At 62.4% G+C, this 21,097-nt stretch carries 15 protein-coding genes, 2 tRNA genes and 1 pseudogene; 3 read left to right on the top strand and 15 right to left on the bottom strand.

Annotated elements, in window-relative coordinates; translation table 11 throughout:
- The 3 genes and pseudogenes from VJS90_RS11170 to VJS90_RS11160 form a co-directional block, all read left to right on the top strand.
- Window positions 1-265: pseudogene (locus VJS90_RS11170) on the top strand (glucose-6-phosphate isomerase); the annotation flags it as partial.
- Between the two features lie 104 nt (window positions 266-369).
- A complete protein-coding gene (acs, locus tag VJS90_RS11165) occupies window positions 370-2,304 on the top strand; it encodes an acetate--CoA ligase (protein WP_324121710.1) in 1,935 nt (644 codons plus the stop codon).
- Window positions 2,305-2,756: 452 nt separating this feature from the next.
- Window positions 2,757-5,702, top strand: coding sequence for a DUF748 domain-containing protein (locus VJS90_RS11160; RefSeq protein ID WP_324121709.1), 2,946 nt, complete (start codon window positions 2,757-2,759; stop codon window positions 5,700-5,702).
- 133 nt (window positions 5,703-5,835) lie between these two features.
- Here VJS90_RS11160 and VJS90_RS11155 read toward each other — a convergent pair whose 3' ends face one another.
- From VJS90_RS11155 to ftsH, 15 genes are all read right to left on the bottom strand, one after another.
- Window positions 5,836-6,189, bottom strand: a complete 354-nt coding sequence (locus VJS90_RS11155; RefSeq protein WP_324121708.1) for a BON domain-containing protein — start codon at window positions 6,187-6,189, stop codon at window positions 5,836-5,838.
- A gap of 263 nt (window positions 6,190-6,452) precedes the next feature.
- Window positions 6,453-8,558 carry a polyribonucleotide nucleotidyltransferase gene (gene pnp / locus VJS90_RS11150; protein WP_324121707.1) on the bottom strand — a complete coding sequence of 702 codons (2,106 nt, stop codon included), beginning with the start codon at window positions 8,556-8,558 and terminating at the stop codon, window positions 6,453-6,455.
- A 250-nt stretch (window positions 8,559-8,808) separates the two neighbouring features.
- Window positions 8,809-9,078 (bottom strand): 30S ribosomal protein S15, encoded by a 270-nt coding sequence (gene rpsO / locus VJS90_RS11145; RefSeq protein ID WP_158461683.1) that lies wholly within the window; start codon window positions 9,076-9,078, stop codon window positions 8,809-8,811.
- Between the two features lie 149 nt (window positions 9,079-9,227).
- The gene (truB, locus tag VJS90_RS11140; RefSeq protein WP_324121706.1) at window positions 9,228-10,145 is read right to left on the bottom strand and encodes a tRNA pseudouridine(55) synthase TruB; all 918 of its coding nucleotides are present in this window, start codon (window positions 10,143-10,145) and stop codon (window positions 9,228-9,230) included.
- 3 nt (window positions 10,146-10,148) lie between these two features.
- Window positions 10,149-10,547, bottom strand: a complete 399-nt coding sequence (gene rbfA / locus VJS90_RS11135) for a 30S ribosome-binding factor RbfA (RefSeq protein ID WP_158461685.1) — start codon at window positions 10,545-10,547, stop codon at window positions 10,149-10,151.
- Between the two features lie 121 nt (window positions 10,548-10,668).
- Entirely contained in the window at window positions 10,669-13,194 is a 2,526-nt protein-coding gene (infB, locus tag VJS90_RS11130; protein ID WP_324121705.1) for a translation initiation factor IF-2, read from the bottom strand.
- 27 nt (window positions 13,195-13,221) lie between these two features.
- On the bottom strand, window positions 13,222-14,703 hold the full coding sequence (gene nusA, locus VJS90_RS11125) for a transcription termination factor NusA (RefSeq protein WP_324121704.1): 1,482 nt from the start codon (window positions 14,701-14,703) through the stop codon (window positions 13,222-13,224).
- 59 nt (window positions 14,704-14,762) lie between these two features.
- Window positions 14,763-15,221 carry a ribosome maturation factor RimP gene (rimP, locus tag VJS90_RS11120; RefSeq protein ID WP_324121703.1) on the bottom strand — a complete coding sequence of 153 codons (459 nt, stop codon included), beginning with the start codon at window positions 15,219-15,221 and terminating at the stop codon, window positions 14,763-14,765.
- A gap of 130 nt (window positions 15,222-15,351) precedes the next feature.
- Window positions 15,352-15,428 (bottom strand) — tRNA-Met (locus VJS90_RS11115).
- A gap of 98 nt (window positions 15,429-15,526) precedes the next feature.
- A tRNA-Leu gene (locus VJS90_RS11110) sits at window positions 15,527-15,612 on the bottom strand.
- A gap of 20 nt (window positions 15,613-15,632) precedes the next feature.
- The gene (gene secG / locus VJS90_RS11105) at window positions 15,633-16,025 is read right to left on the bottom strand and encodes a preprotein translocase subunit SecG (RefSeq protein WP_324121702.1); all 393 of its coding nucleotides are present in this window, start codon (window positions 16,023-16,025) and stop codon (window positions 15,633-15,635) included.
- Window positions 16,026-16,028: 3 nt separating this feature from the next.
- Window positions 16,029-16,784 (bottom strand): triose-phosphate isomerase, encoded by a 756-nt coding sequence (tpiA, locus tag VJS90_RS11100; RefSeq protein ID WP_324121701.1) that lies wholly within the window; start codon window positions 16,782-16,784, stop codon window positions 16,029-16,031.
- Window positions 16,785-16,849: 65 nt separating this feature from the next.
- On the bottom strand, window positions 16,850-18,190 hold the full coding sequence (glmM, locus tag VJS90_RS11095; RefSeq protein ID WP_324121700.1) for a phosphoglucosamine mutase: 1,341 nt from the start codon (window positions 18,188-18,190) through the stop codon (window positions 16,850-16,852).
- Window positions 18,191-18,207: 17 nt separating this feature from the next.
- A complete protein-coding gene (gene folP, locus VJS90_RS11090; RefSeq protein ID WP_324121699.1) occupies window positions 18,208-19,059 on the bottom strand; it encodes a dihydropteroate synthase in 852 nt (283 codons plus the stop codon).
- 8 nt (window positions 19,060-19,067) lie between these two features.
- Window positions 19,068-20,972, bottom strand: a complete 1,905-nt coding sequence (ftsH, locus tag VJS90_RS11085) for an ATP-dependent zinc metalloprotease FtsH (RefSeq protein WP_324121698.1) — start codon at window positions 20,970-20,972, stop codon at window positions 19,068-19,070.
- Between the last annotated feature and the right edge of the window lie 125 nt (window positions 20,973-21,097).

Here is a 21,097-nt window from a genome sequence, read left to right as displayed (position 1 = left end):
CCCGGGCAACCGTCCGAGCAACACCCTGGTGCTCGAACGCATCAGCCCGCGTCGTCTAGGCGCACTGGTAGCGCTGTACGAACACAAAGTCTTCGTGCAAAGCGTGGTCTGGGGCATCAATGCCTTCGACCAGTGGGGCGTGGAGCTGGGCAAGGAGCTGGGCAAGGGCGTCTACCAGCGCCTGACCGGCAACCAGGAAGAGGCAGCCGAGGATGGCTCGACCCAAGGCCTGATCAACTACTTCCGCGGTCGCCACCGCGGCTGATGGTCCCTGCCTGAAACCCCGGTCGCGGGCCTGCCCCGCGATCGGCGGCTACACTGTTCTCGACACGCCGTGCGCCGGCGCCGACAAGAGCAGGACAACCCGCCATGTTCGATATCCGCGACTATCCCCACGCCTTTTCCGTGAGCCAGGCGGCCGGGCTTTCCGAGGCCGACTACCGGCACCTCTACCGCCAGTCGGTGGAAGATCCCGATGCATTCTGGGCCCAGCAGGCCAAGCGTCTTGACTGGATCAGGCCCTGGTCACAGGTGCAGCGGTGCAACCTGGAGAAAGGCGAGGCGCGCTGGTTCGAGGGCGGTCAGCTGAATGTCAGCGTCAACTGCATCGACCGCCACCTGCAAAGCCGCGGCGAGCAGACTGCCCTGCTGTGGGAAGGCGACGATCCCAACGATTCCAGGACCATCAGCTACCGCGAACTGCACCGTCAGGTGTGCCGGCTCGGCAATGCGCTCAAGCAGCGTGGGGTGAAGAAAGGCGACCGGGTGTGCATCTACATGCCGATGATTCCCGAGGCCGCCTTCGCCATGCTGGCCTGCGCGCGCATCGGCGCGGTCCATTCAGTGGTGTTTGGCGGCTTTTCGCCCGACGCCCTGCGCGACCGTATTCTCGACGCCGATTGCCGCACGGTCATCACGGCCGATGAAGGCGTTCGTGGCGGTAAGCGCGTGGCCCTCAAGCAGAATGTCGACAAAGCCCTGCTGAGTTGTCCGAAGGTCAGCAACGTCTTTGTGGTCCAGCGCACCCAGGCCGCCGTCGACTGGAAAGAGGGACGCGACCTCTGGTACCACGACGCGGTCGAGCAGGCGGACGAAGACTGCACGCCAGAGCCGATGGACGCCGAGGACCCGCTGTTCATCCTCTACACCTCCGGCAGCACCGGGAAACCCAAGGGTGTGCTGCATACCACCGCGGGGTACCTGCTGCAGGTGGCCCTGACCTTCAAGACCGTGTTCGACTACCGTGATGGCGAGGTGTTCTGGTGCACCGCCGATGTCGGCTGGGTCACGGGGCACAGCTACATCCTCTACGGGCCGCTGGCCAACGGGGCGATCTCGCTGATGTTCGAAGGCGTGCCGAACTACCCCGACGCTTCGCGGTTCTGGCAGGTGGTGGACAAACACCAGGTCAACATCTTCTACACCGCGCCCACTGCCCTGCGCGCCTTGATGCGCGAAGGCCCCGGGCCGCTGCAGGGCACCTCGCGGCGCAGCCTGCGCCTGCTCGGCAGCGTCGGCGAGCCGATCAATCCGGAAGCCTGGGAGTGGTACTTCGAAGAGGTCGGTCGCAAGCGCTGCCCGATCGTCGACACCTGGTGGCAGACCGAGACCGGCGGCATCATGCTCAGCCCGCTGCCTGGCACCCAGCGCTTGAAGCCCGGCTGCGCCACCCAGCCGTTCTTTGGTGTGCAACCGGTGCTGCTGGATGACAAAGGCAAGGTGATCGACGGGGCCGGGAGTGGGCTGCTGGCGATCAAGGCGAGCTGGCCGGGACAGATCCGCAGCGTATATGGTGACCACCAGCGCATGGTCGATACCTACTTCAAGCCGATGCCGGGCTATTACTTCACCGGAGACGGCGCGCGCCGCGATGCCGACGGCGACTACTGGATCACCGGGCGCATTGACGATGTGATCAACGTGTCCGGGCACCGCATTGGCACTGCCGAAGTCGAAAGCGCGCTGGTGCTGCACGACAGCATCGCCGAGGCGGCCGTGGTCGGTTACCCGCACGACCTCAAGGGCCAGGGCATCTATGCGTTCGTGACCGCGATGAACGGCGTCGAGCCCGACGATGCGCTCAAGTCCGAGCTGCTGGCATTGGTCAGCAAGGAGATCGGCAGCTTCGCCAAGCCCGAACTGATCCAGTGGGCGCCCGCCCTGCCCAAGACCCGCTCTGGCAAGATCATGCGGCGGATCCTGCGCAAGATAGCCTGCAACGAGCTCGACACGCTGGGCGACACCTCTACCCTGGCGGATCCGAGCGTGGTGCAGGGGTTGATCGACAAGCGGTTGAACCAGTAACCAGGCGACGGTGCTCCGTGCCCGCGCCGTGGGGAATGCTGGGGGGCATGGCGAATGTGAGAGCAACTGGCTGTGTTCCCTGCCAGCACCGCGCAGTCCGGTAATCATGCGCCCCGGCGAGGGCTTCGCCCTCGATCGCGGCACAAGGCGCGCTCCCACAAATGCCCTGGCTACGCCGGGCACTGCTGCGTCTGGGACTGCGAAGCAGTCCCTTGTGGGAGCGAGCCTTGTGCCGCGAAACGAGGGCGAAGCCCTCGCCGGGGCGCATGATTGCCGGGTTGCGCGATCGTCGCAGGGAACACTGTAAGCACTCTGTGCTCTCTGCGGGGCCGCTTCGCCGCCCTTTCGCGAGACAAGCTGGTCCCACAGTGTGGTGATTTTCATACGGGGCTCGGAACCGATTTAACCTGCCATACTCCAACCACTCCCGCTTGTGACCGACGACGCCACCCATGCCCAAAGGTTTGAACCGCGCGCTTGGCGCCCTGCTGGCCCTCGTGGCCCTGTACAGCCTGCTGGGTTTCCTGATCGTTCCCGGCGTTGCCCTGCGCATCGCCAACCAGCAGCTGGCCCAGTACGCCACCGTCCCCGCGCACCTGCAGCGGATCGAATTCAATCCCTTCAGCCTGGAGCTCACCCTCTGGGGCCTGCAGATCGGCGACCCGGGCAAGGAGCAGGCCGGCTTCGAGCGCCTGTACGCCAACCTGCAGCTCGACAGCCTGTGGAGCAAGGCGCTGCAACTGGATGCCGTCGAGCTGGACAAGCCACGCACCGAGGTGCTGTTCGCCAAGGACGGCAGCCTCAACCTCACCGGTCTGTTCAAGTTGCCTCCCAGCGAGCCCAAGCAGGACGAGCCGCCCAGCGAACCCTTCCCACTGCGCATCGGCCGCATCAAGCTCAGCGGCGGCTATCTGCACTTCCAGGACCTGCGCCCGAGCGAGCCGATCGAGTTCCTCTACGACAGCATGGACCTGGAACTCAAGAACCTCAGCACGCTGCCGGATGACAATGCCGACATGACGCTGGTGGCGAACGGCCCTGAAGGCGGACGCATCGACTGGAAGGGCACGCTAGGCCTGGCGCCCATCGCCTCCGAAGGCACCCTGAAGATCACCGACGGCAAGATGAAACTGTGGTGGCCCTACGTCCGCGACGCCGTGCCCCTGGTGCTGGAGAACGGCGTACTTAACCTGGATACCCACTACACGCTCAGCCTGGCCAAGGAAACAGAGCTGCGGCTGGACAAGACCTCGCTGCGGATCGCGCCATTCGCCATCAAGGCCCCGGACGGACGGCCGCTGGCACGCCTGGCGAGCCTGGCCGTCAGCGAGGCGTCCATCGACCTGGCCAAGCAATTGGTGACCGTGGGCAAGGTGCGCAGCGAAAAGCTCGAAACCTGGGCCGCGCTGGAAAGTGATGGTCAGCTCGACTGGCAAAAGCTGTTCGCCAGCCCGCCCGCCAAGGCCACCCCACGACAAAAAGCCGAGCCCGCCACTGCCGAGCCCGAGCCCGAGCCACAGCAAAAAGCCGCCTCCGAACCTGGCAAGCCGTGGCAGGTTCTGCTCAAGGACGTGCAGTTGCGCAACTATCAGGTCCACCTGGCCGACCGCAGCCGCAAGGAACCTGTGTCACTGGATGTCGGCCCGCTCAACGTCGACCTGAAAGGCTACGACAGCCTCAACAAATCGCCCTTCACCCTCAAACTCGATACCGGCGTGGGCAAACAGGGCAAGCTGCAGGCCACGGGCCAGGTGAACCTCGCCCCGGTCACCGCCCGGCTGGATGTCAGTACCCGTGACATCGACCTGCGCGTCGCCCAGGCCTACATCACTCCGTTCATGCGCCTGGAGCTGCGCAGCGGCATGCTGGCAAGCGATCTCAAGGTCGACCTGTCCAGCACCGAACCCTTGGCCTTTACCGTCGAGGGCAAGGCCCAGGTCAGCCAGCTGCATACCCTGGACACCATCAAGGACCGCGATTTCGTCAAATGGCAGCAGCTTGACCTGGAGGGCCTCGCCTACCGCCACGGCGACGCTTTGTCGATCGCAAAGGTCAACCTGCTGCAACCCTATGCGCGTTTCATGATCAACGAGGACCGCACCACCAACATCGACGACCTGCTGATCGCGCAGCCCGCCGAGGCCCCGGCCAGCACCCGGGCCAAGCCCGCCCCCGCCGCCACTGCGAGCAAGCCCCTAGGCGTGCATATCGGCCAGATCAGCATCAACGAGGGTTCGGCCAATTTCGCGGATTTCAGTCTCACACCGAACTTTGCCACGGCCGTTCAGCAGCTTGAGGGGCAGATAGGCACCCTCGACAACCGCCAGCCAAATCCCGCCAAGGTGGATATCAAGGGCAAGGTCGACCGCTATGCGCCTGTCACCATCAAGGGCGCCCTGAACCCCTTCGACCCCATGGCCAGCCTCGACATCGCCACCCGCTTCAGACGCGTCGAGCTGACCACGCTGACGCCCTACTCGGGCAAGTTCGCCGGCTACCGCATCCGCAAGGGCCGGCTGAACCTCGACCTGCACTACCTGATCACCAAGGGCCAGCTCAAGGCCGAGAACAAGGTGGTGGTCGAGCAGCTGCAGCTTGGCGAGAAAGTCGAAAGCCCGGACGCCGTCGACCTGCCGCTGCGCCTGGCGGTGGCTCTGCTCAAGGACACCGAGGGCAAGATCTCCATCGAACTGCCCGTTTCGGGTGACCTGAACAACCCGCAGTTCAGCGTGATGCCCATTGTCTGGCAGACCCTGCGCAACCTGGTGCTGCGCGCGGCGCAGGCGCCCTTCAAGTTCATCGGTGGGCTGGTCAGCGGTGGAGGTTCCGAAGACCTCGGCACCGTGGCTTTCGCCGCAGGCTCCAGCGACCTCACTGGCGAAGCCCAAGGCGCCCTGGACAAGCTCGCCGGTGCGCTCAAGGAGCGCCCTGCCCTGCGTCTGGAAATCGAAGGCACCAGCGCCCAGGCCACCGACGGACCGCTGATCGCGCAGCAGCGCCTGGAGCGCGAATACCAGAGCACCTGGTACAAGATCCTGCAGCGTCGGGGGGACAAGGTGCCGGCCAATGCCTCGCTGCTGCAGGTCGACGAAGACGACAAGCCTGCCATGCTCGAAGGCATCTATCGCGTGCGCCTGAAACAGCAGCCGCCCGCGGAGTGGGAGCAGCTCAGCCGCGATGACCGCACCGCCCGGCTGCATGATGCGGTGATCGCCTCGTGGGCCGAGAATGCTGCGCTGCTGCGTCAGCTTGGCCAGGCGCGGGCGAGCAGCATCAAGGACTATCTGGTGGACAAGGCGCAACTGGCGGATGACCGGGTGTACTTCATCGACACCAGTCTTGGCCAGGCCGAGGCCGATGGCCGGGTCATCACGCCACTGCATCTGGACGCTCAGTAATCCTCGCCTGGACCAGGTGCCAGCGATTATCCCTGCAACGAAAAGCCCCGGCATCTGCCGGGGCTTTTCGTTGTAGGCGACCAAATCCTTTTGGTCTTCGCATGAACCGGTGGGGTCAGGCGAGGGACAAATCTTACTGAGTCTTCAGCGCTTCAGCGGTCACGCCGTGGACGCCTTTGATTTTCTTGGTGATATCGATAGCGATTTTCTTCTGGGCCTCGGTAACGGCCACATCGGACGACAGTGCTACCACACCATTGGTGGTTTCGACCTTGATGTCGCTACCTGGAATGCCTTTTTCAGTCAGCAGGTCGGCTTTGACCTTGGTGGTGATCCAGGTATCGCCGGTCTCTTGCTTGGCCTTGGTGACTTCACCTGCGGCGAGCATCATCGGAGCCTGGCTGGCCGGCTGGGCAGCGAACGCCGCGTTGGCCATGGTCAGAGTCAGGGCGGTGGCAGTAGCAGCAGCAATGGCGAACTTCTTCATACGAGACACTCCTGTTTTTCGAAAGGTCTGCGCCGAAAGTCCTGGCGGCAGATGTACCAGTGTTATTGCAGGGGCTGTGCCAGGTTTTTTTAAATCGTAAAAACCTTATAAATCAATAGCTTAAATACAGATGGCATTGCGCTACTTCGTGCAAATTGCAAGCAACCGCTTAATCCTGCATGCAAGATGCAAGTCCGCAAAAAGTTTCCTGCGGGCATAAAAAAGGACCCCGCAGGGTCCCTTTTCATTACGAGCCAGCCGTCTTAGACGCCAGAGGCCTTGGCCGCTGCGACGTCCTTGATCGAGAGCTTGATACGGCCGCGGTTGTCCACGTCCAGTACCAGCACTTCGACTTCCTGGCCTTCCTTTAGGATGCCGGTCACTTTCTCCACGCGCGCATCGCTGAGCATGGAGATGTGTACCAGACCGTCCTTGCCCGGCAGGATGTTGACGAACGCGCCAAAGTCGACGATGCGCTCGACCTTGCCGACGTAGATCTTGCCGATCTCGGCTTCAGCGGTGATACCCAGGACGCGCTGACGTGCAGCTTCTGCCGCTTCCTTGGTTTCGCCGAAGATCTTGATCGAGCCGTCGTCTTCGATGTCGATCGACGCCTTGGTCTCTTCACAGATGGCGCGAATGGTGGCGCCGCCCTTGCCGATGACGTCACGGATCTTGTCGGTGTCGATCTTCATCGCGATCATGGTTGGCGCGTTGGCCGACAGCTCGGTACGCGACTCGCCGATGATCTGGTTCATCTGGCCGAGGATGTTCAGGCGCGCTTCCAGGGCCTGGCCCAGGGCGATTTCCATGATCTCTTCGGTGATGCCGTTGATCTTGATGTCCATCTGCAGCGCGGTGACGCCTTTGGCGGTACCGGCTACCTTGAAGTCCATGTCGCCCAGGTGGTCTTCGTCACCCAGGATGTCGGTCAGGATCGCGAACTTCTCGCCTTCCTTGACCAGGCCCATGGCGATACCGGCAACCGGTGCCTTCATCGGCACACCGGCGTCCATCAGTGCCAGCGAAGCACCGCAGACCGAAGCCATGGAGCTCGAACCGTTGGACTCGGTGATTTCCGATACCACGCGGATGGTGTACGGGAACACGTCAGCGGCTGGCAGCATGGCCTGGACCGAACGACGGGCCAGACGGCCGTGGCCGATTTCGCGGCGACCGGCGCCACCCATGCGGCCACACTCGCCCACCGAGAACGGCGGGAAGTTGTAGTGCAGCATGAAGGGGTCTTTCTTCTCGCCTTCAAGGGTGTCGAGCAGCTGCGCGTCACGCGCGGTACCCAGGGTCGCGACGACCAGTGCCTGGGTTTCACCACGGGTGAACAGGGCCGAACCGTGGGTTTTGGGCAGAACGCCGACTTCGATGTTCAGCGGACGCACGGTCTTGGTGTCGCGGCCGTCGATACGTGGCTTGCCGTTGACGATGTTTTCGCGAACGGTGCGGTATTCGATTTCGCCAAAGATCTCTTTGACTTCAGCAGCGGTCGGCTGGCCTTCTTCGCCCGCGAACTTGGCGATGACCTGCTCGCGCAGCTCGCCCAGGCGGGCATAGCGGTCGGCCTTGACGGTAATGGTGTAGGCATCGGAAACCGCAGCACCGAATTCGCCACGGATGGCGCTCAGCAGTGGGGTGTTCTCGGCCTTGGCAGTCCAGTCCCAGGTAGGCTTGGCGGCTTCGGCGGCCAGTTCCTTGACCGCGTTGATCACGGCCTGGAACTCGTCGTGGGCGAACAGCACGGCGCCCAGCATCTGGTCTTCGGTCAGCTCTTTGGCTTCCGACTCAACCATCAGCACGGCGTCGGAGGTACCGGCAACGACCATGTCCAGGCTCGAGGCAGCCAGTTGCTCGTAGGTCGGGTTCAGCAGGTAGCCGGTGCTTTCGTGGAAGGCAACGCGGGCAGCGCCGATCGGGCCTTCGAACGGAATGCCGGAAATGGCCAGGGCAGCCGAGGTACCGATCATCGCAGCGATGTCCGGATCGGTCTTCTTGCTGGTGGAAACCACGGTGCAGACGACCTGCACTTCGTTCATGAACCCTTCGGGGAACAGCGGGCGGATCGGACGGTCGATCAGGCGCGAAGTCAGGGTTTCTTTCTCGGAAGGACGGCCTTCACGCTTGAAGAAACCACCCGGGATCTTGCCGGCGGCGTAGGTCTTTTCCTGGTAGTGCACGGACAGCGGGAAGAAGCCCTTGCCAGGATCAGCCTGCTTGGCACCGACCACGGTCACCAGCACGGTGACGTCGTTGTCGACGGTGACCAGCACGGCGCCGGAGGCTTGACGAGCGATACGGCCCGTCTCGAGAGTTACGGTCGACTGACCGAACTGAAATTTCTTGATTACCGGGTTCACGGTTTCCTACCTTTTCAGTGGCTCTGTGGGGAACTGGTTCTTGCGAATTCTTGGGCAGAACGGGGAATCGGCCCCATTGACCGTCCAGATAAAACTAAAGGTTGGGAGCCTGCCCTGCCCTTGCGGAAAACCGCTCGGGCGAGACAGACAGCCAACCTTCTAGATACGCGCGGCGTGCTCACCAGCACGGGGGCCAAGGCCTCCGCCTGGTGACTGCAGCACGCCGAGCACACCACTGGCCAGGCCGCTATTAGCGACGCAGACCCAGACGACCGATCAGGGCGCTGTAACGGGTGGTGTCCTTGCCTTTCAGGTAGTCCAGCAGCTTGCGGCGCTGGTTTACCATGCGGATCAGACCACGACGGGAGTGGTGGTCTTTGCCGTTGGCCTTGAAGTGGCCTTGCAGCTTGTTGATGTTGGCGGTCAGCAGAGCAACCTGCACTTCCGGGCTACCGGTGTCGCCGGCGGCTTGCTGATAATCGGCAACGATCTGGGCTTTGTCTTCAACGCTGAGGGCCATGAGGCATCTCCTGATAACGGATCCCGCGAGCGGGGTCCAATAGGCCAGGGACTGAAATCCCTGTATTCATAAAAGAGGTCTGACCGTGCCTACTGACAGCCATCCTCGGATCCGCAGGCATTGGCCTGGACCTCGGCCTGCGGTTTCGATCATTCCGACCGAATAAGTCGACGCGGCGCAATGCGCCCGTCTTCGCTCACTTCACCGATACCGATGAAGCGGCCATTGTGATCTTGTACCCGGACCATGCCGAACTGCGGCGCGTCCGGCGCGCGGACCGGCTGGCCATGCAGCCAGTAGAACGCGCTGTGCTCGGAGAAATGCAGCAGTGGCCAGTCCTGCAACCCGCTGTCGGACGGCATCAGGAAGCGATCGATCGCTTCGTTGCCACCTTCGGCATGTGCCTGCTCCAGCTCTTCGAGGGTCACGGTCTGGGCCAGCTCAAAGGGACCTGCGTGGGTGCGGCGCAGCTCGGCGACGTACGCGCCACAGCCCAGCGCCTCACCGATATCCTCGACCAGCGTGCGGATATAGGTGCCTTTGGTGCAACCAACCGAGAGCCGGGCACGGGTGCCTTCGCACTCGAGCAGCTCCAAGCGGTTAATAGTAACAGAACGCGCCTCGCGCTCCACTACCTCTCCTGCACGTGCCAGCTTGTACAACGGCTGGCCATCACGCTTGAGGGCGGAATACATCGGCGGTATCTGACTGATTTCTCCACGAAAACGTGGCAGCAGCGCCTCAATGTCGTCACGACCAACGGTCACCTCGCGCGTCTGCAGGACTTCGCCTTCAGCATCGCCGGTGGTGGTGGTCTGGCCCATCTGCATCACTGTCTCGTAGCCCTTGTCGGAATCGAGCAGGTACTGCGAGAACTTGGTCGCCTCGCCAAAGCACAGCGGCAAGACACCGGAGGCCAGGGGGTCGAGACTGCCGGTGTGCCCGGCCTTCTCGGCATTGAGCAACCAGCGGACCTTTTGCAGCGCCGCGTTGGACGTGAAGCCCAGCGGCTTGTCGAGCAGGATGATGCCACTGACGTTGCGGCGGATACGTTTGACCTGGGCCACCTGTTACTCCTTGGTGTCCGGCTCGTCGGCACCGCTGTGCAGGCGGTCTTCGGCCACCGCGCGCTCGATCAGCGCCGACAGGTGCACGCCACGGCCGACGCTTTCGTCGAAGTGGAAGTGCAATTGCGGCACGCTGCGCAGCTGCATCGCGCGGCCCAGGTGCAGGCGCAGGAAACTGGCGGCACTGTTGAGCGCCTTCAGGGACTGCTTGACCGACTCGGCGTCGTCCTGCCCCATGACGGTGATGTAGACCTTGGCATGGCCCAGGTCACGACTCACGTCCACGGCGGTGATGGTCACCAGGCCGACGCGCGGGTCTTTGACTTCACGGCGGATCAGATCGGCCAGCTCGCGCTGCATCTGATCACCAATTCGTTGGGTACGGCTGTATTCTTTTGCCATTTTTGCTACCTGTAACTAAAGCGGCAAACGCCCGGACAGGCGAAAAGCCTGACCGGGCGCTACCATCTGAGGCCTTGCCAGGCGCCTTGCGGCGGCACTGGCTGGCACCCTCGCTCGACGCTTACAGCGTACGAGCCACCTGGACTTTCTCGAAGACTTCGATCTTGTCGCCGACCTTGACGTCGTTGTAGCTCTTGACGCCAATACCGCACTCCATGCCGGCACGAACCTCGGCGGCATCGTCCTTGAAGCGGCGCAGCGATTCCAGCTCGCCTTCGAAGATGACGACGTCGTCGCGCAGTACACGGATCGGACGGTTACGGTAGACCGTACCTTCCACGACCATGCAGCCCGCGATGGCGCCAAACTTCGGCGAACGGAACACGTCACGCACTTCGGCGATACCCAGGATGTTCTCGCGAACATCGCTGCCGAGCATGCCGGTCAGGGCTTTCTTGACGTCTTCGATGATGTCGTAGATCACGTTGTAGTAACGCAGATCCAGGCCATCCTGCTCGACGATCTTGCGCGCGCCGGCATCGGCACGCACGTTGAAGCCGAACAGCACCGCGTTGGACGCCAGGGCCAGGTTGGCATCGCTCTCGGTGATACCACCGACACCGCCGCCGACCACACGGACCTGCACTTCGTCGTTGCCCAGGCCGCCGAGCGAGCCTTGCAGCGCCTCGAGCGAGCCACGTACATCGGTCTTGAGAACGATGTTGAGCGTCTTCTTCTCTTCCTGACCCATGGTCTCGAAGATGTTTTCCAGCTTGCCGGCGTGGGCACGGGCCAGCTTGACCTCACGGAACTTGCCTTGACGGAACAGGGCGACTTCACGCGCCTTCTTCTCGTCGGCAACCACGCTCAGCTCGTCGCCAGCGTCCGGGGTGCCGTCCAGGCCGAGGATCTCGACCGGGATCGACGGACCCGCTTCCTTCACAGGCTTGCCGTTCTCGTCCAGCATGGCGCGAACGCGGCCATAGTTGGAACCGCACAGGACCATGTCGCCTTGGCGCAGCGTACCGTCCTGAACCAGGATGGTGGCAACCGGGCCACGGCCCTTGTCCAGGCGCGACTCGACCACGACACCACGGCCAGGCGCGGATGGAGTGGCCTTGAGCTCGAGGATCTCGGCCTGCAGCAGCACGGCTTCGAGCAGCTCGTCGACACCGGTACCCATTTTCGCCGAGACCTTGACGAATGGCGTGTCGCCACCCCAGTCCTCGGAGGTCACGCCTTCGACGGACAGCTCGTTGCGAATGCGATCGAGGTCGGCACCCGGCTTGTCGATCTTGTTGACCGCGACCACCAGTGGAACGCCAGCTGCCTTGGCATGCTGAACGGCTTCACGGGTTTGCGGCATCACGCCGTCGTCGGCCGCCACCACCAGGATGACGATGTCGGTCGCCTTGGCACCACGGGCACGCATCTGGGTGAAAGCAGCGTGGCCCGGGGTGTCGAGGAAGGTCACCATGCCACGGTCGGTTTCGACGTGGTAGGCACCGATGTGCTGGGTGATGCCACCGGCTTCGCCAGCAGCAACCTTGGCGCGACGGATGTAGTCGAGCAGCGAGGTCTTGCCATGGTCGACGTGACCCATGACGGTAACGACCGGCGCACGGCCCGAAGTCTCGCCTTCGAACTTCAGCGATTCGGCCAGGGAGTCTTCCAGGGCGTTGTCGCTGACCAGGCTGACCTTGTGGCCCAGCTCTTCAGCGATCAGCTGCGCGGTTTCCTGGTCGAGTACCTGGTTGATGGTCACCGGGGTGCCCATCTTGAACATGAACTTGACGACTTCAGCGCCCTTGACCGACATCTGCTGTGCCAGCTCGGAAACGGTGATGGTCTCGCCGATGGACACGTCACGAATGACCGGGCCAGTCGGGCTCTGGAAGCCATGCTGATTGCGCTTCTTCGGCTTGCCCTTGCCACGGCCACCACGACGGAAGCCATCGCTTTCTTCGTCGGTGGTGCGAGGCGCGGCACGCGGAGTCGGCGCCTTCTCTTTTTCCTTGACCTTGACCGAGACGCGCGGTGCTTCGTTACGGCGCTCGCCGCCGCGACGATCATCGTCACGCGCACGGTCGCCACGACGGGCATCATCTTTCTTGCGGTCGGCAACCGGCGCGGCAGCCTCTGCCGGCGCTGCTGCTACCGGTGCGGCGGCTGGCGCTGCCGCAGGGGCAGGTGCCGGCGCTGCAGGCGCGGACGCCGCAGGTGCCGAGGCAGCATTTTCACGGCGAGCCTGCGCTTCGATGCGCTCGCGCGATTCGGTGTTGGCCTTCTCGCGGGCGGCGTTTTCCGCCGCGCGGCGCTCTTCCTGCTCGCGCTTCTGGTCAGCCTGAATTTCTTCCTGGCTGCGCTGCACGAATACTTTCTTCTTGCGTACTTCTACGCTGATGCTCTTGCTACCGGCGACACGCAGGGTGCTGGTGGTCTTGCGCTGCAAGGTGATCTTGCGCGGCTCTTCCGCCTTCGCCTTGTGGCCGCTCTTCAGATGCGCCAGCAAAGCCTGCTTTTCATTGTCGGTCACTACCTGACCGGCGTCGGTGTGCGGCAGACCTGCCTCACGCATCTGCTGCAGCAGGCGCTCTACCGGTGCTTCGACCTCTTGGGCCAGTTCTTTCACCGTGACTTGCGTCATGCACTTCTCTCCTCAGGCCGCGCCTAATTACTCGAACCAGTGGGCTCGGGCGGCCATGATCAACTTGCCGGCACGCTCTTGGTCGATGCCGTCGATGTCGAGCAGGTCGTCAATCGACTGCTCGGCCAGGTCTTCGCGGGTAACCACGCCGCGCACCGCCAGTTCCGCTGCCAGGTCCTTGTCCATGCCCTCGAGTGAGAGCAAGTCTTCGGCCGGATGGGCGTCTGCCAGTTTTTCCTCGGTAGCGATGGCTTTGGTCAACAGACGGTCCTTGGCACGAGCGCGCAGCTCGTTGACGATATCCTCGTCAAAGCCATCGATGTTGAGCATTTCTTCCAACGGTACGTAGGCAATCTCTTCCAGGCTGGTGAAACCTTCATCGACCAGCACCTGTGCCAGCTCTTCGTCGACTTCAAGCTCGTCGATGAAGTTGCGCAGGATATCGCCGGTCTCTGCCTGTTGCTTGGCCTGGATATCTTTCTCGGTCATCACGTTCAGGGTCCAGCCGGTGAGCTGGCTGGCCAGGCGAACGTTCTGACCACCACGACCGATCGCCTGGGCAAGGTTGTCCTCACCTACGGCGATGTCCATGGCATGGGCATCTTCGTCAACGATGATCGCCGCGACTTCGGCCGGCGACATGGCGTTGATGACAAACTGTGCAGGGTTCTCGTCCCACAGGACGATGTCCACACGTTCACCGCCCAGCTCGCCGGATACGGCCTGGACGCGCGAACCGCGCATGCCGATGCAGGCACCTTGCGGGTCGATACGCTTGTCCTTGGAGCGGACGGCGATCTTGGCCCGCGAACCCGGATCACGGGAGGCAGCCATGACTTCGATCAGCCCTTCGGCGATCTCCGGCACTTCGATGCGGAACAGCTCGATCAGCATCTGTGGCGCGGTACGCGACAGGATCAGCTGCGGACCACGGTTCTCGGTGCGGATCTCTTTGAGCAGTGCGCGCAAGCGCACACCAACACGGAAGGTTTCGCGGGCAATGATGTCTTCACGTGCCAGCAGCGCTTCGGCATTGTTGCCCAGGTCGACGATGACGTTGTCGCGGGTGACCTTCTTGACGGTACCGGAGATGATCTCGCCAACGCGCTCGCGGTAGGCGTCGACCACCTGGGCACGCTCGGCCTCGCGGACTTTCTGGACGATGACCTGCTTGGCGGTCTGCGCGGCGATGCGGCCGAACTCGATGGACTCGATCTTCTCTTCGATCACGTCACCGACCTTGGCCTCGGGATAGGTCTCGAGGATCTTGCTTGGCCAGGTCTCGATCGCCGGATCGTCAAGGTCGTCTTCCTCGACGACGGTCCAGCGACGGAAGGTCTCGTAGTTACCGGTGTGGCGGTTGATTTCCACACGCAGGTCGACTTCGTCTTCAAAACGTTTTTTGGTTGCAGTGGCCAGAGCCACTTCCAGCGCTTCGAAAATGACGCCGGGTGGTACACCCTTTTCGTTGGATACCGATTCAACAACCAGCAGTACTTCTTTGCTCATCGTACGCCTCGCCTTGCGCAAGCCAGTGGCCCCGGAACATCCACCGGGCCCGGCACGTCTCAGTCAAAACTGGGAATAATATTGGCCTTGTCGATCGAGTCGATCGGCAGCAGGAATTCGTGCTCGTCCACCTGGACGATGACATCCTGCTCCTCCACACCGCGGAGAAGGCCCTGGAAGTTACGACGGCCCTCGAAGGGCGTACGCAGCTTTATCTTCACTTGTTGGCCGGCATGCGAGGCAAACTGTTCGAGCGTGAACAGCGGGCGATCCATGCCAGGAGAGGACACTTCAAGGGTATATTCGGAGCTGATCGGGTCTTCAACATCAAGGATACCGCTGACCTGACGGCTGACCGCTTCGCAGTCCTCTACCAGGATGCCGTCTTCCTTGTCGATATAGATACGCAGGACCGAATGCTTGCCTTGAGAGATGTATTCGATCCCCCAGCATTGATAGCCAAGACCCTCGACCACCGGGGCCAACAAGGCCTGCAACTGTTCTAGCTTGCTCGACACCTGAACCCCCTCGTGCATGCTGTGCAAATAAAAAATGGGCAAAGCGCCCATCCCTGAAAACGCCGTTGAATACCGGCGTTGAGAACTGATCAGCTAGCAAAAAGCCCCTGAAAAGGGGCTCCGCCAAAACTGGTTGCGGGGGCTGGATTTGAACCAACGACCTTCGGGTTATGAGCCCGACGAGCTACCAGACTGCTCCACCCCGCGTCAAAGCTGGGGCAAAAGTATAAGACCGAACCCCTGAAGGGGTCAATCCAACCTCCACCTACAAGAAAGCCCGCTAAAGCGGGCTCTCATGCTTTAATTGGTACCGAGAAGGGGACTCGAACCCCTACACCCTATGGGCACAACCACCTCAAGGTTGCGTGTCTACCAATTCCACCACCTCGGCAATACTACATTTGAAACCCGTTACTTCTGCTCTTGCGCTGGAGGAGGTACATCACCCGTTGGGGCAGTTTCGCTCTTCTGTTGCTGGAGCACCGGTACATCATCATTTACCGCCGGCTTCTGCTCTTTTACTTCAAGTACCGCTGGATCTGGCAAACCTGCTTGAGTCAGCTGTTTAGCCTGCTCCTTGGCGAAGTATCCTAACCCAAGTGCGGTCAAGAAGAAAGAGGCAGCTAGTATAGCAGTAAACTTACTCAGGAAGGTAGCAGAACCTTGGCTTCCGAACACAGTATTTGAAGCACCTGCGCCGAAAGATGCACCTGCTTCCGCACCTTTACCCTGTTGCAGCAACACCAGCACGATAACACCGAGCGCGCCCAACAGATGAAGAACAACTACGACTGTTTCCAGCATGGTTCAGTTTCCTGCGGCGCGACAAATTGCACCGAATTCGTCTGCGTTCAAGGAAGCTCCACCAATGAGCCCCCCATCGATATCCGGCATGCCGAACAGCTCGACCGCATTGGCCGCCTTCACGCTGCCGCCGTATAGAAGCTGCACGTTACGAGCAACTTCAGCATTCTCTGCCGCCAGCTGGGCCCGGATGGCGGCGTGCACATCCTGGGCCTGCTGTGGCGTGGCCGTAAGGCCGGTGCCGATGGCCCATACAGGCTCATAGGCGATTACCGCATTGGCGAAGGCATCAACACCGAAAGCTTCGATGATGCTGCTTAGTTGACGCCCTACAACTTCGAGCGTCTTGCCAGCCTCGCGCTCTTCCAGGGTTTCCCCTACACAGAGCACCGGCTTCAAACCACTTGCCTGGGCGGCTGCAAACTTGCGGTTAAGCACTTCGTCGTTCTCGCCAATGATCTGGCGGCGTTCGGAGTGCCCAACCAACACCAACTTGCAACCTGCTTCAGCCAGCTGGCTCGGCGCAATCTCGCCGGTCAGCGCGCCCTGCTCGGGCGTTACAGCAGAATTCTGGCCACCTACGATAATCTGCTTGCCTTGCAACCCATCAACAACTTGATTGATGAACAAGGCCGGCGGAAATACCGCAACTTCAACACCGCCTGGGAGAGCAAGATTACTCAAGCCCTGGATCAGCTCAGCGACGCTGGCGCGGGTACCGTGCATCTTCCAGTTACCAGCTACCATGGTGCGACGCATGCTTTACCTCGTCGGTCAAAGTGGGCGCAGATCTTACCCAACCCAAGCGGCGCTGGCAAGCGTATTCAAACGCAAACTTCACCAACGAGTTTTGCCAGGGCCTCGGCATGGCCGCGCACCTGGTTTTCATCGTCACCTTCGACCATCACGCGCACCAGTGGCTCGGTACCGGACTTGCGCAGCAGCACCCGTCCACGACCGGCCATGGCCTCGGTCACCTGGGCGCTCGCCTCCTGCACCGACGGATGCTCCAGCGGATCGACCGTGCTGGCGCCGTAGCGCACGTTGATCAGCACCTGAGGGCACTTGCGAAGAGCCTGGCGGGCCTGCGCCAGCGTCTCGCCACGGCGCTTGAGGGCCATCAGCACCTGCAGCGCGGCAATGATCGCATCGCCCGTGGTGGTGTGGTTGCAGCACACCACATGGCCCGAGTTCTCACCACCGAGCTGCCAGTTGCGCTCGATCAGCTCGGCCATGACGTAGCGGTCGCCGACCTTGGCCCGCACGAACGGGATGTCCAGGTCCTTGAGCGCCAGCTCGAGCCCCAGGTTGCTCATCAGCGTACCGACCACCCCGCCCTGCAGCTTGTCGCGCTCATGCAGGTCGCGGGCAATGACGTAGAGCAGCTCGTCACCGTCGACGATGGCGCCTGTATGGTCGACCATCAGCACACGGTCGCCATCGCCGTCGAACGCGATGCCAAGATCGGCATGCCCGACCAGCACGGCAGCCTGCAACGATTCGATGTGGGTCGAGCCGCAACTTTCGTTGATGTTCAGGCCATCGGGCTGGGCGTGCAGCACGGTCACCTCGGCGCCCAGCTCGCGGAACACGCTGGGCGCTACCTTGTAGGTGGCGCCATGGGCGCAGTCGATCACCAGCTTGAGGCCGGCGAAGTCGGTGCTGGTGGGCACGCTGCTCTTGCAGAATTCGATATAGCGGCCAGCGGCGTCGTTGATCCGCGAGACCTTGCCCAGCTTGCTCGACTCGACCACGGTCATGGGCTGGTCGAGCAGCTCCTCGATCATCAGCTCGATCTCGTCAGGCAGCTTGGTGCCCTGGCCCGAGAAAAACTTGATGCCGTTGTCGTCGTGCGGATTGTGCGAGGCGCTGATGACGATGCCCGCCTCGGCGTGGAACGTGCGGGTCAGGTAGGCGATGGCCGGTGTCGGCATCGGCCCCAGGAGCATCACGTCCGCGCCTGCGGCCGACAGGCCGGCCTCGAGCGCCGATTCGAACATGTACCCCGAGATCCGCGTGTCCTTGCCTACCAGCACGCGGCAAGTGCCCTGCTTGCGGAAGGCCATGCCTGCCGCCCAGCCGAGCTTGAGCATGAAGTCAGGCGTGATGGGGAACTCGCCCACACGCCCACGAATACCATCGGTACCAAAATATTTTCTGCTCATAGGGGCTCCAATCTTTTTTATTCGGCGTCTTGTACCGCAGCGATCATGCGCACCACATCGACGGTTTCGGCCACATCGTGAACGCGAAGAATGCTCGCACCCTTGGTCATGGCCAGTGCCGCCAGCGCCAGGCTGCCGTAAAGCCGCTCTTCGACCGGACGATCCAGCGTCAGGCCGATCATGCTCTTGCGTGAAACCCCCACCAGCAGTGGGCGCCCCAGGCGATAGAGTGCTTCCATGTGCTTGAACAGGCTCAGGTTGTGCGCCAGGGTCTTGGCGAAACCGAAACCTGGATCAAGGATGATCCGTTGTGCGTCGATACCCGCTGCCGCGCAGGCAGCCATACGACTTTCAAGATAGCGCGTCACATCGACGGCGACATCCTCGTAATGCGGATCGTCCTGCATATTTCCTGGCTCGCCGCGCATGTGCATGAGGCACACCGGCAAACCCGTGGCGGCAGCGGCATCCAGGGCGCCATCGCGCTCCAGGCCGCGCACGTCGTTGATCAGGCCGGCGCCCAGGCGGGCCACCTCGCGCATGACCGCAGGGGTCGAGGTGTCGACCGAGATGATCACATCGAGGCTGGCGTTGATGGCCTCGACGATCGGCGCCACGCGCTCGAGCTCCTCGACCGGCGGCACCACGCGCGCGCCGGGGCGGGTGGACTCGCCACCCACGTCGATCAGCGTCGCGCCCGCGGCCACCATGGCCTCGGCATGACGCAACGCCGCGTCGCGCTGGTTGAACCGGCCGCCGTCGGAGAAGGAATCCGGGGTGATATTGAGAATACCCATGACATGGGTACGCGATAAATCAAGAACCCGGTTGCCGCAAGGCAACCGGGTCAGGTACTGCTGTGAGCTCATGGGTGCCCTTAAATTTGAGCTGCTGGACCGCCGATCGGCGTCTCCGGACGATCACCTTGCGCCGCTGGCGTGCCGGAGGCGGAATTGTCATCCCAGTCACGCGGCTCGCGAGGCGTACGGCCCGCCATGATGTCGTCGATCTGGTCGGCATCGATGGTTTCGTACTTCATCAAGGCATCGGCCATGGCGTCCAGCTTGTCGCGGTTATCGGTGAGGATCTGCTTGGCCGTGGCGTAGCAGCCGTCGATGATGCTGCGCACCTCGACGTCGATCATCTTGGCGGTTTCGCCAGACAGGCTCGCATGCTGGCTGCCAGCGCTACGGCCCAGGAACACCTCGCCTTCTTCCTCGGCGTACATCAGCGGCCCCAGCTTCTCGGACAGGCCCCACTTGGTGACCATGTTCCGGGCGATCTGGCTGGCACGCATGATGTCGTTGGACGCGCCGGTGGTCACGCCATCGAAGCCCAGCGTCATCTCCTCGGCGATACGGCCGCCGTACAGCGAGCAGATCTGGCTGATCAGGGCACGCTTGGACAGGCTGTAGCGGTCTTCCTCGGGCAGGAACATCGTCACGCCGAGGGCACGGCCACGCGGGATGATCGACACTTTGTAGACCGGATCGTGCTCAGGCACGATACGGCCGACGATCGCGTGACCCGCCTCGTGGAAGGCCGTGTTGCGTTTCTCTTTCTCGGACATGACCATGGTCTTGCGCTCGGCGCCCATCATGATCTTGTCCTTGGCCAGCTCGAATTCCTTCATCTCGACCAGGCGCTTGCCACCACGGGCGGCGAACAGCGATGCCTCGTTGACCAGGTTGGCCAGGTCGGCACCGGAGAAGCCCGGCGTACCACGGGCGATGACCGCGGCGTTGACGTTCTCGCCGACCGGCACCTTGCGCATGTGCACCTTGAGGATCTGCTCGCGGCCACGGATGTCGGGCAGGCCGACCACCACCTGGCGGTCGAAGCGGCCCGGACGCAGCAGCGCGGGGTCAAGCACGTCCGGACGGTTGGTCGCCGCGATGACGATGATGCCATCGTTCATCTCGAAGCCGTCCATCTCCACCAGCAACTGGTTGAGGGTCTGCTCGCGCTCGTCGTGACCACCGCCCATGCCGGCGCCACGGTGGCGGCCAACGGCGTCGATCTCGTCGATGAAGATGATGCAAGGCGCGTGTTTCTTGGCCTGCTCGAACATGTCACGGACACGGCTCGCGCCTACGCCGACGAACATCTCGACGAAGTCGGAACCGGAAATGGTGAAGAACGGCACCTTGGCTTCGCCCGCGATGGCCTTGGCCAGCAGAGTTTTACCGGTACCTGGCGGGCCGACCATCAGCACGCCACGCGGGATGCGGCCACCCAGGCGCTGGAACTTGCCCGGGTCACGCAGGAACTCGACCAGCTCGCCCACTTCTTCCTTGGCCTCATCGCAGCCCGCGACGTCAGCCAGGGTGGTCTTGACCTGGTCTTCGGAAAGCAGGCGCGCCTTGCTCTTGCCAAAGCTCATCGGGCCGCCCTTGCCTCCCGCGCCACCTTGCATCTGGCGCATGAAGAACATGAACACGGCGATGATCACCAGGATCGGGAAGCTCGCCACCAGCAGCTGCGTCCAGATGCTCTGCTGCTCAGGCTGCTTGCCCTCGACGACAACATTGTTGTCGACCAGGTCGCCGATCAGGCCGTTGTCGGTAATCGCCGGGCGAATGGTCTTGAACGAGTCGCCGTCGCTGCGCTTGCCGGTGATGACATAGCCGTCGACCGCCACGCGCTCGACCTTCCCTTCCTTCACCTGCTGGATGAAGTCGGAATAGTTGAGGGTCTGCGGCTCGTTCGGGCTGGAGAAGTTGTTCATCACCGTCACCAGGACGGCCGCGATGATCAACCACAGGATCAGATTCTTTGCCATGTCGTTCAATTAGCTACCCTCTGAGGTCGGCGCACGACGCAGCCGTGCCTCGCATGATATTCACCGGCCTAACTTACTACATTACCTACGCATACGCAGGCGCCGTCTGTAACCCTTTGTGAACC

The sequence above is a fragment of the Pseudomonas sp. genome, from assembly GCF_035277045.1.
Lineage (GTDB): Bacteria > Pseudomonadota > Gammaproteobacteria > Pseudomonadales > Pseudomonadaceae > Aquipseudomonas.
This window is presented reverse-complemented; position numbering and strand designations above follow the sequence as displayed.

Coding starts and splice junctions, on each gene's coding strand:
- acs (WP_324121710.1), top strand. CDS start 370: ATGTTCGATATCCGCGACTATCCCCACGCCTTTTCCGTGAGCCAGGCG.
- VJS90_RS11160 (WP_324121709.1), top strand. CDS start 2,757: ATGCCCAAAGGTTTGAACCGCGCGCTTGGCGCCCTGCTGGCCCTCGTG.
- VJS90_RS11155 (WP_324121708.1), bottom strand. CDS start 6,189: ATGAAGAAGTTCGCCATTGCTGCTGCTACTGCCACCGCCCTGACTCTG.
- rpsO (WP_158461683.1), bottom strand. CDS start 9,078: ATGGCCCTCAGCGTTGAAGACAAAGCCCAGATCGTTGCCGATTATCAG.
- rbfA (WP_158461685.1), bottom strand. CDS start 10,547: ATGGCAAAAGAATACAGCCGTACCCAACGAATTGGTGATCAGATGCAG.
- infB (WP_324121705.1), bottom strand. CDS start 13,194: ATGACGCAAGTCACGGTGAAAGAACTGGCCCAAGAGGTCGAAGCACCG.
- nusA (WP_324121704.1), bottom strand. CDS start 14,703: ATGAGCAAAGAAGTACTGCTGGTTGTTGAATCGGTATCCAACGAAAAG.
- secG (WP_324121702.1), bottom strand. CDS start 16,025: ATGCTGGAAACAGTCGTAGTTGTTCTTCATCTGTTGGGCGCGCTCGGT.
- tpiA (WP_324121701.1), bottom strand. CDS start 16,784: ATGCGTCGCACCATGGTAGCTGGTAACTGGAAGATGCACGGTACCCGC.
- glmM (WP_324121700.1), bottom strand. CDS start 18,190: ATGAGCAGAAAATATTTTGGTACCGATGGTATTCGTGGGCGTGTGGGC.
- folP (WP_324121699.1), bottom strand. CDS start 19,059: ATGAGCTCACAGCAGTACCTGACCCGGTTGCCTTGCGGCAACCGGGTT.
- ftsH (WP_324121698.1), bottom strand. CDS start 20,972: ATGGCAAAGAATCTGATCCTGTGGTTGATCATCGCGGCCGTCCTGGTG.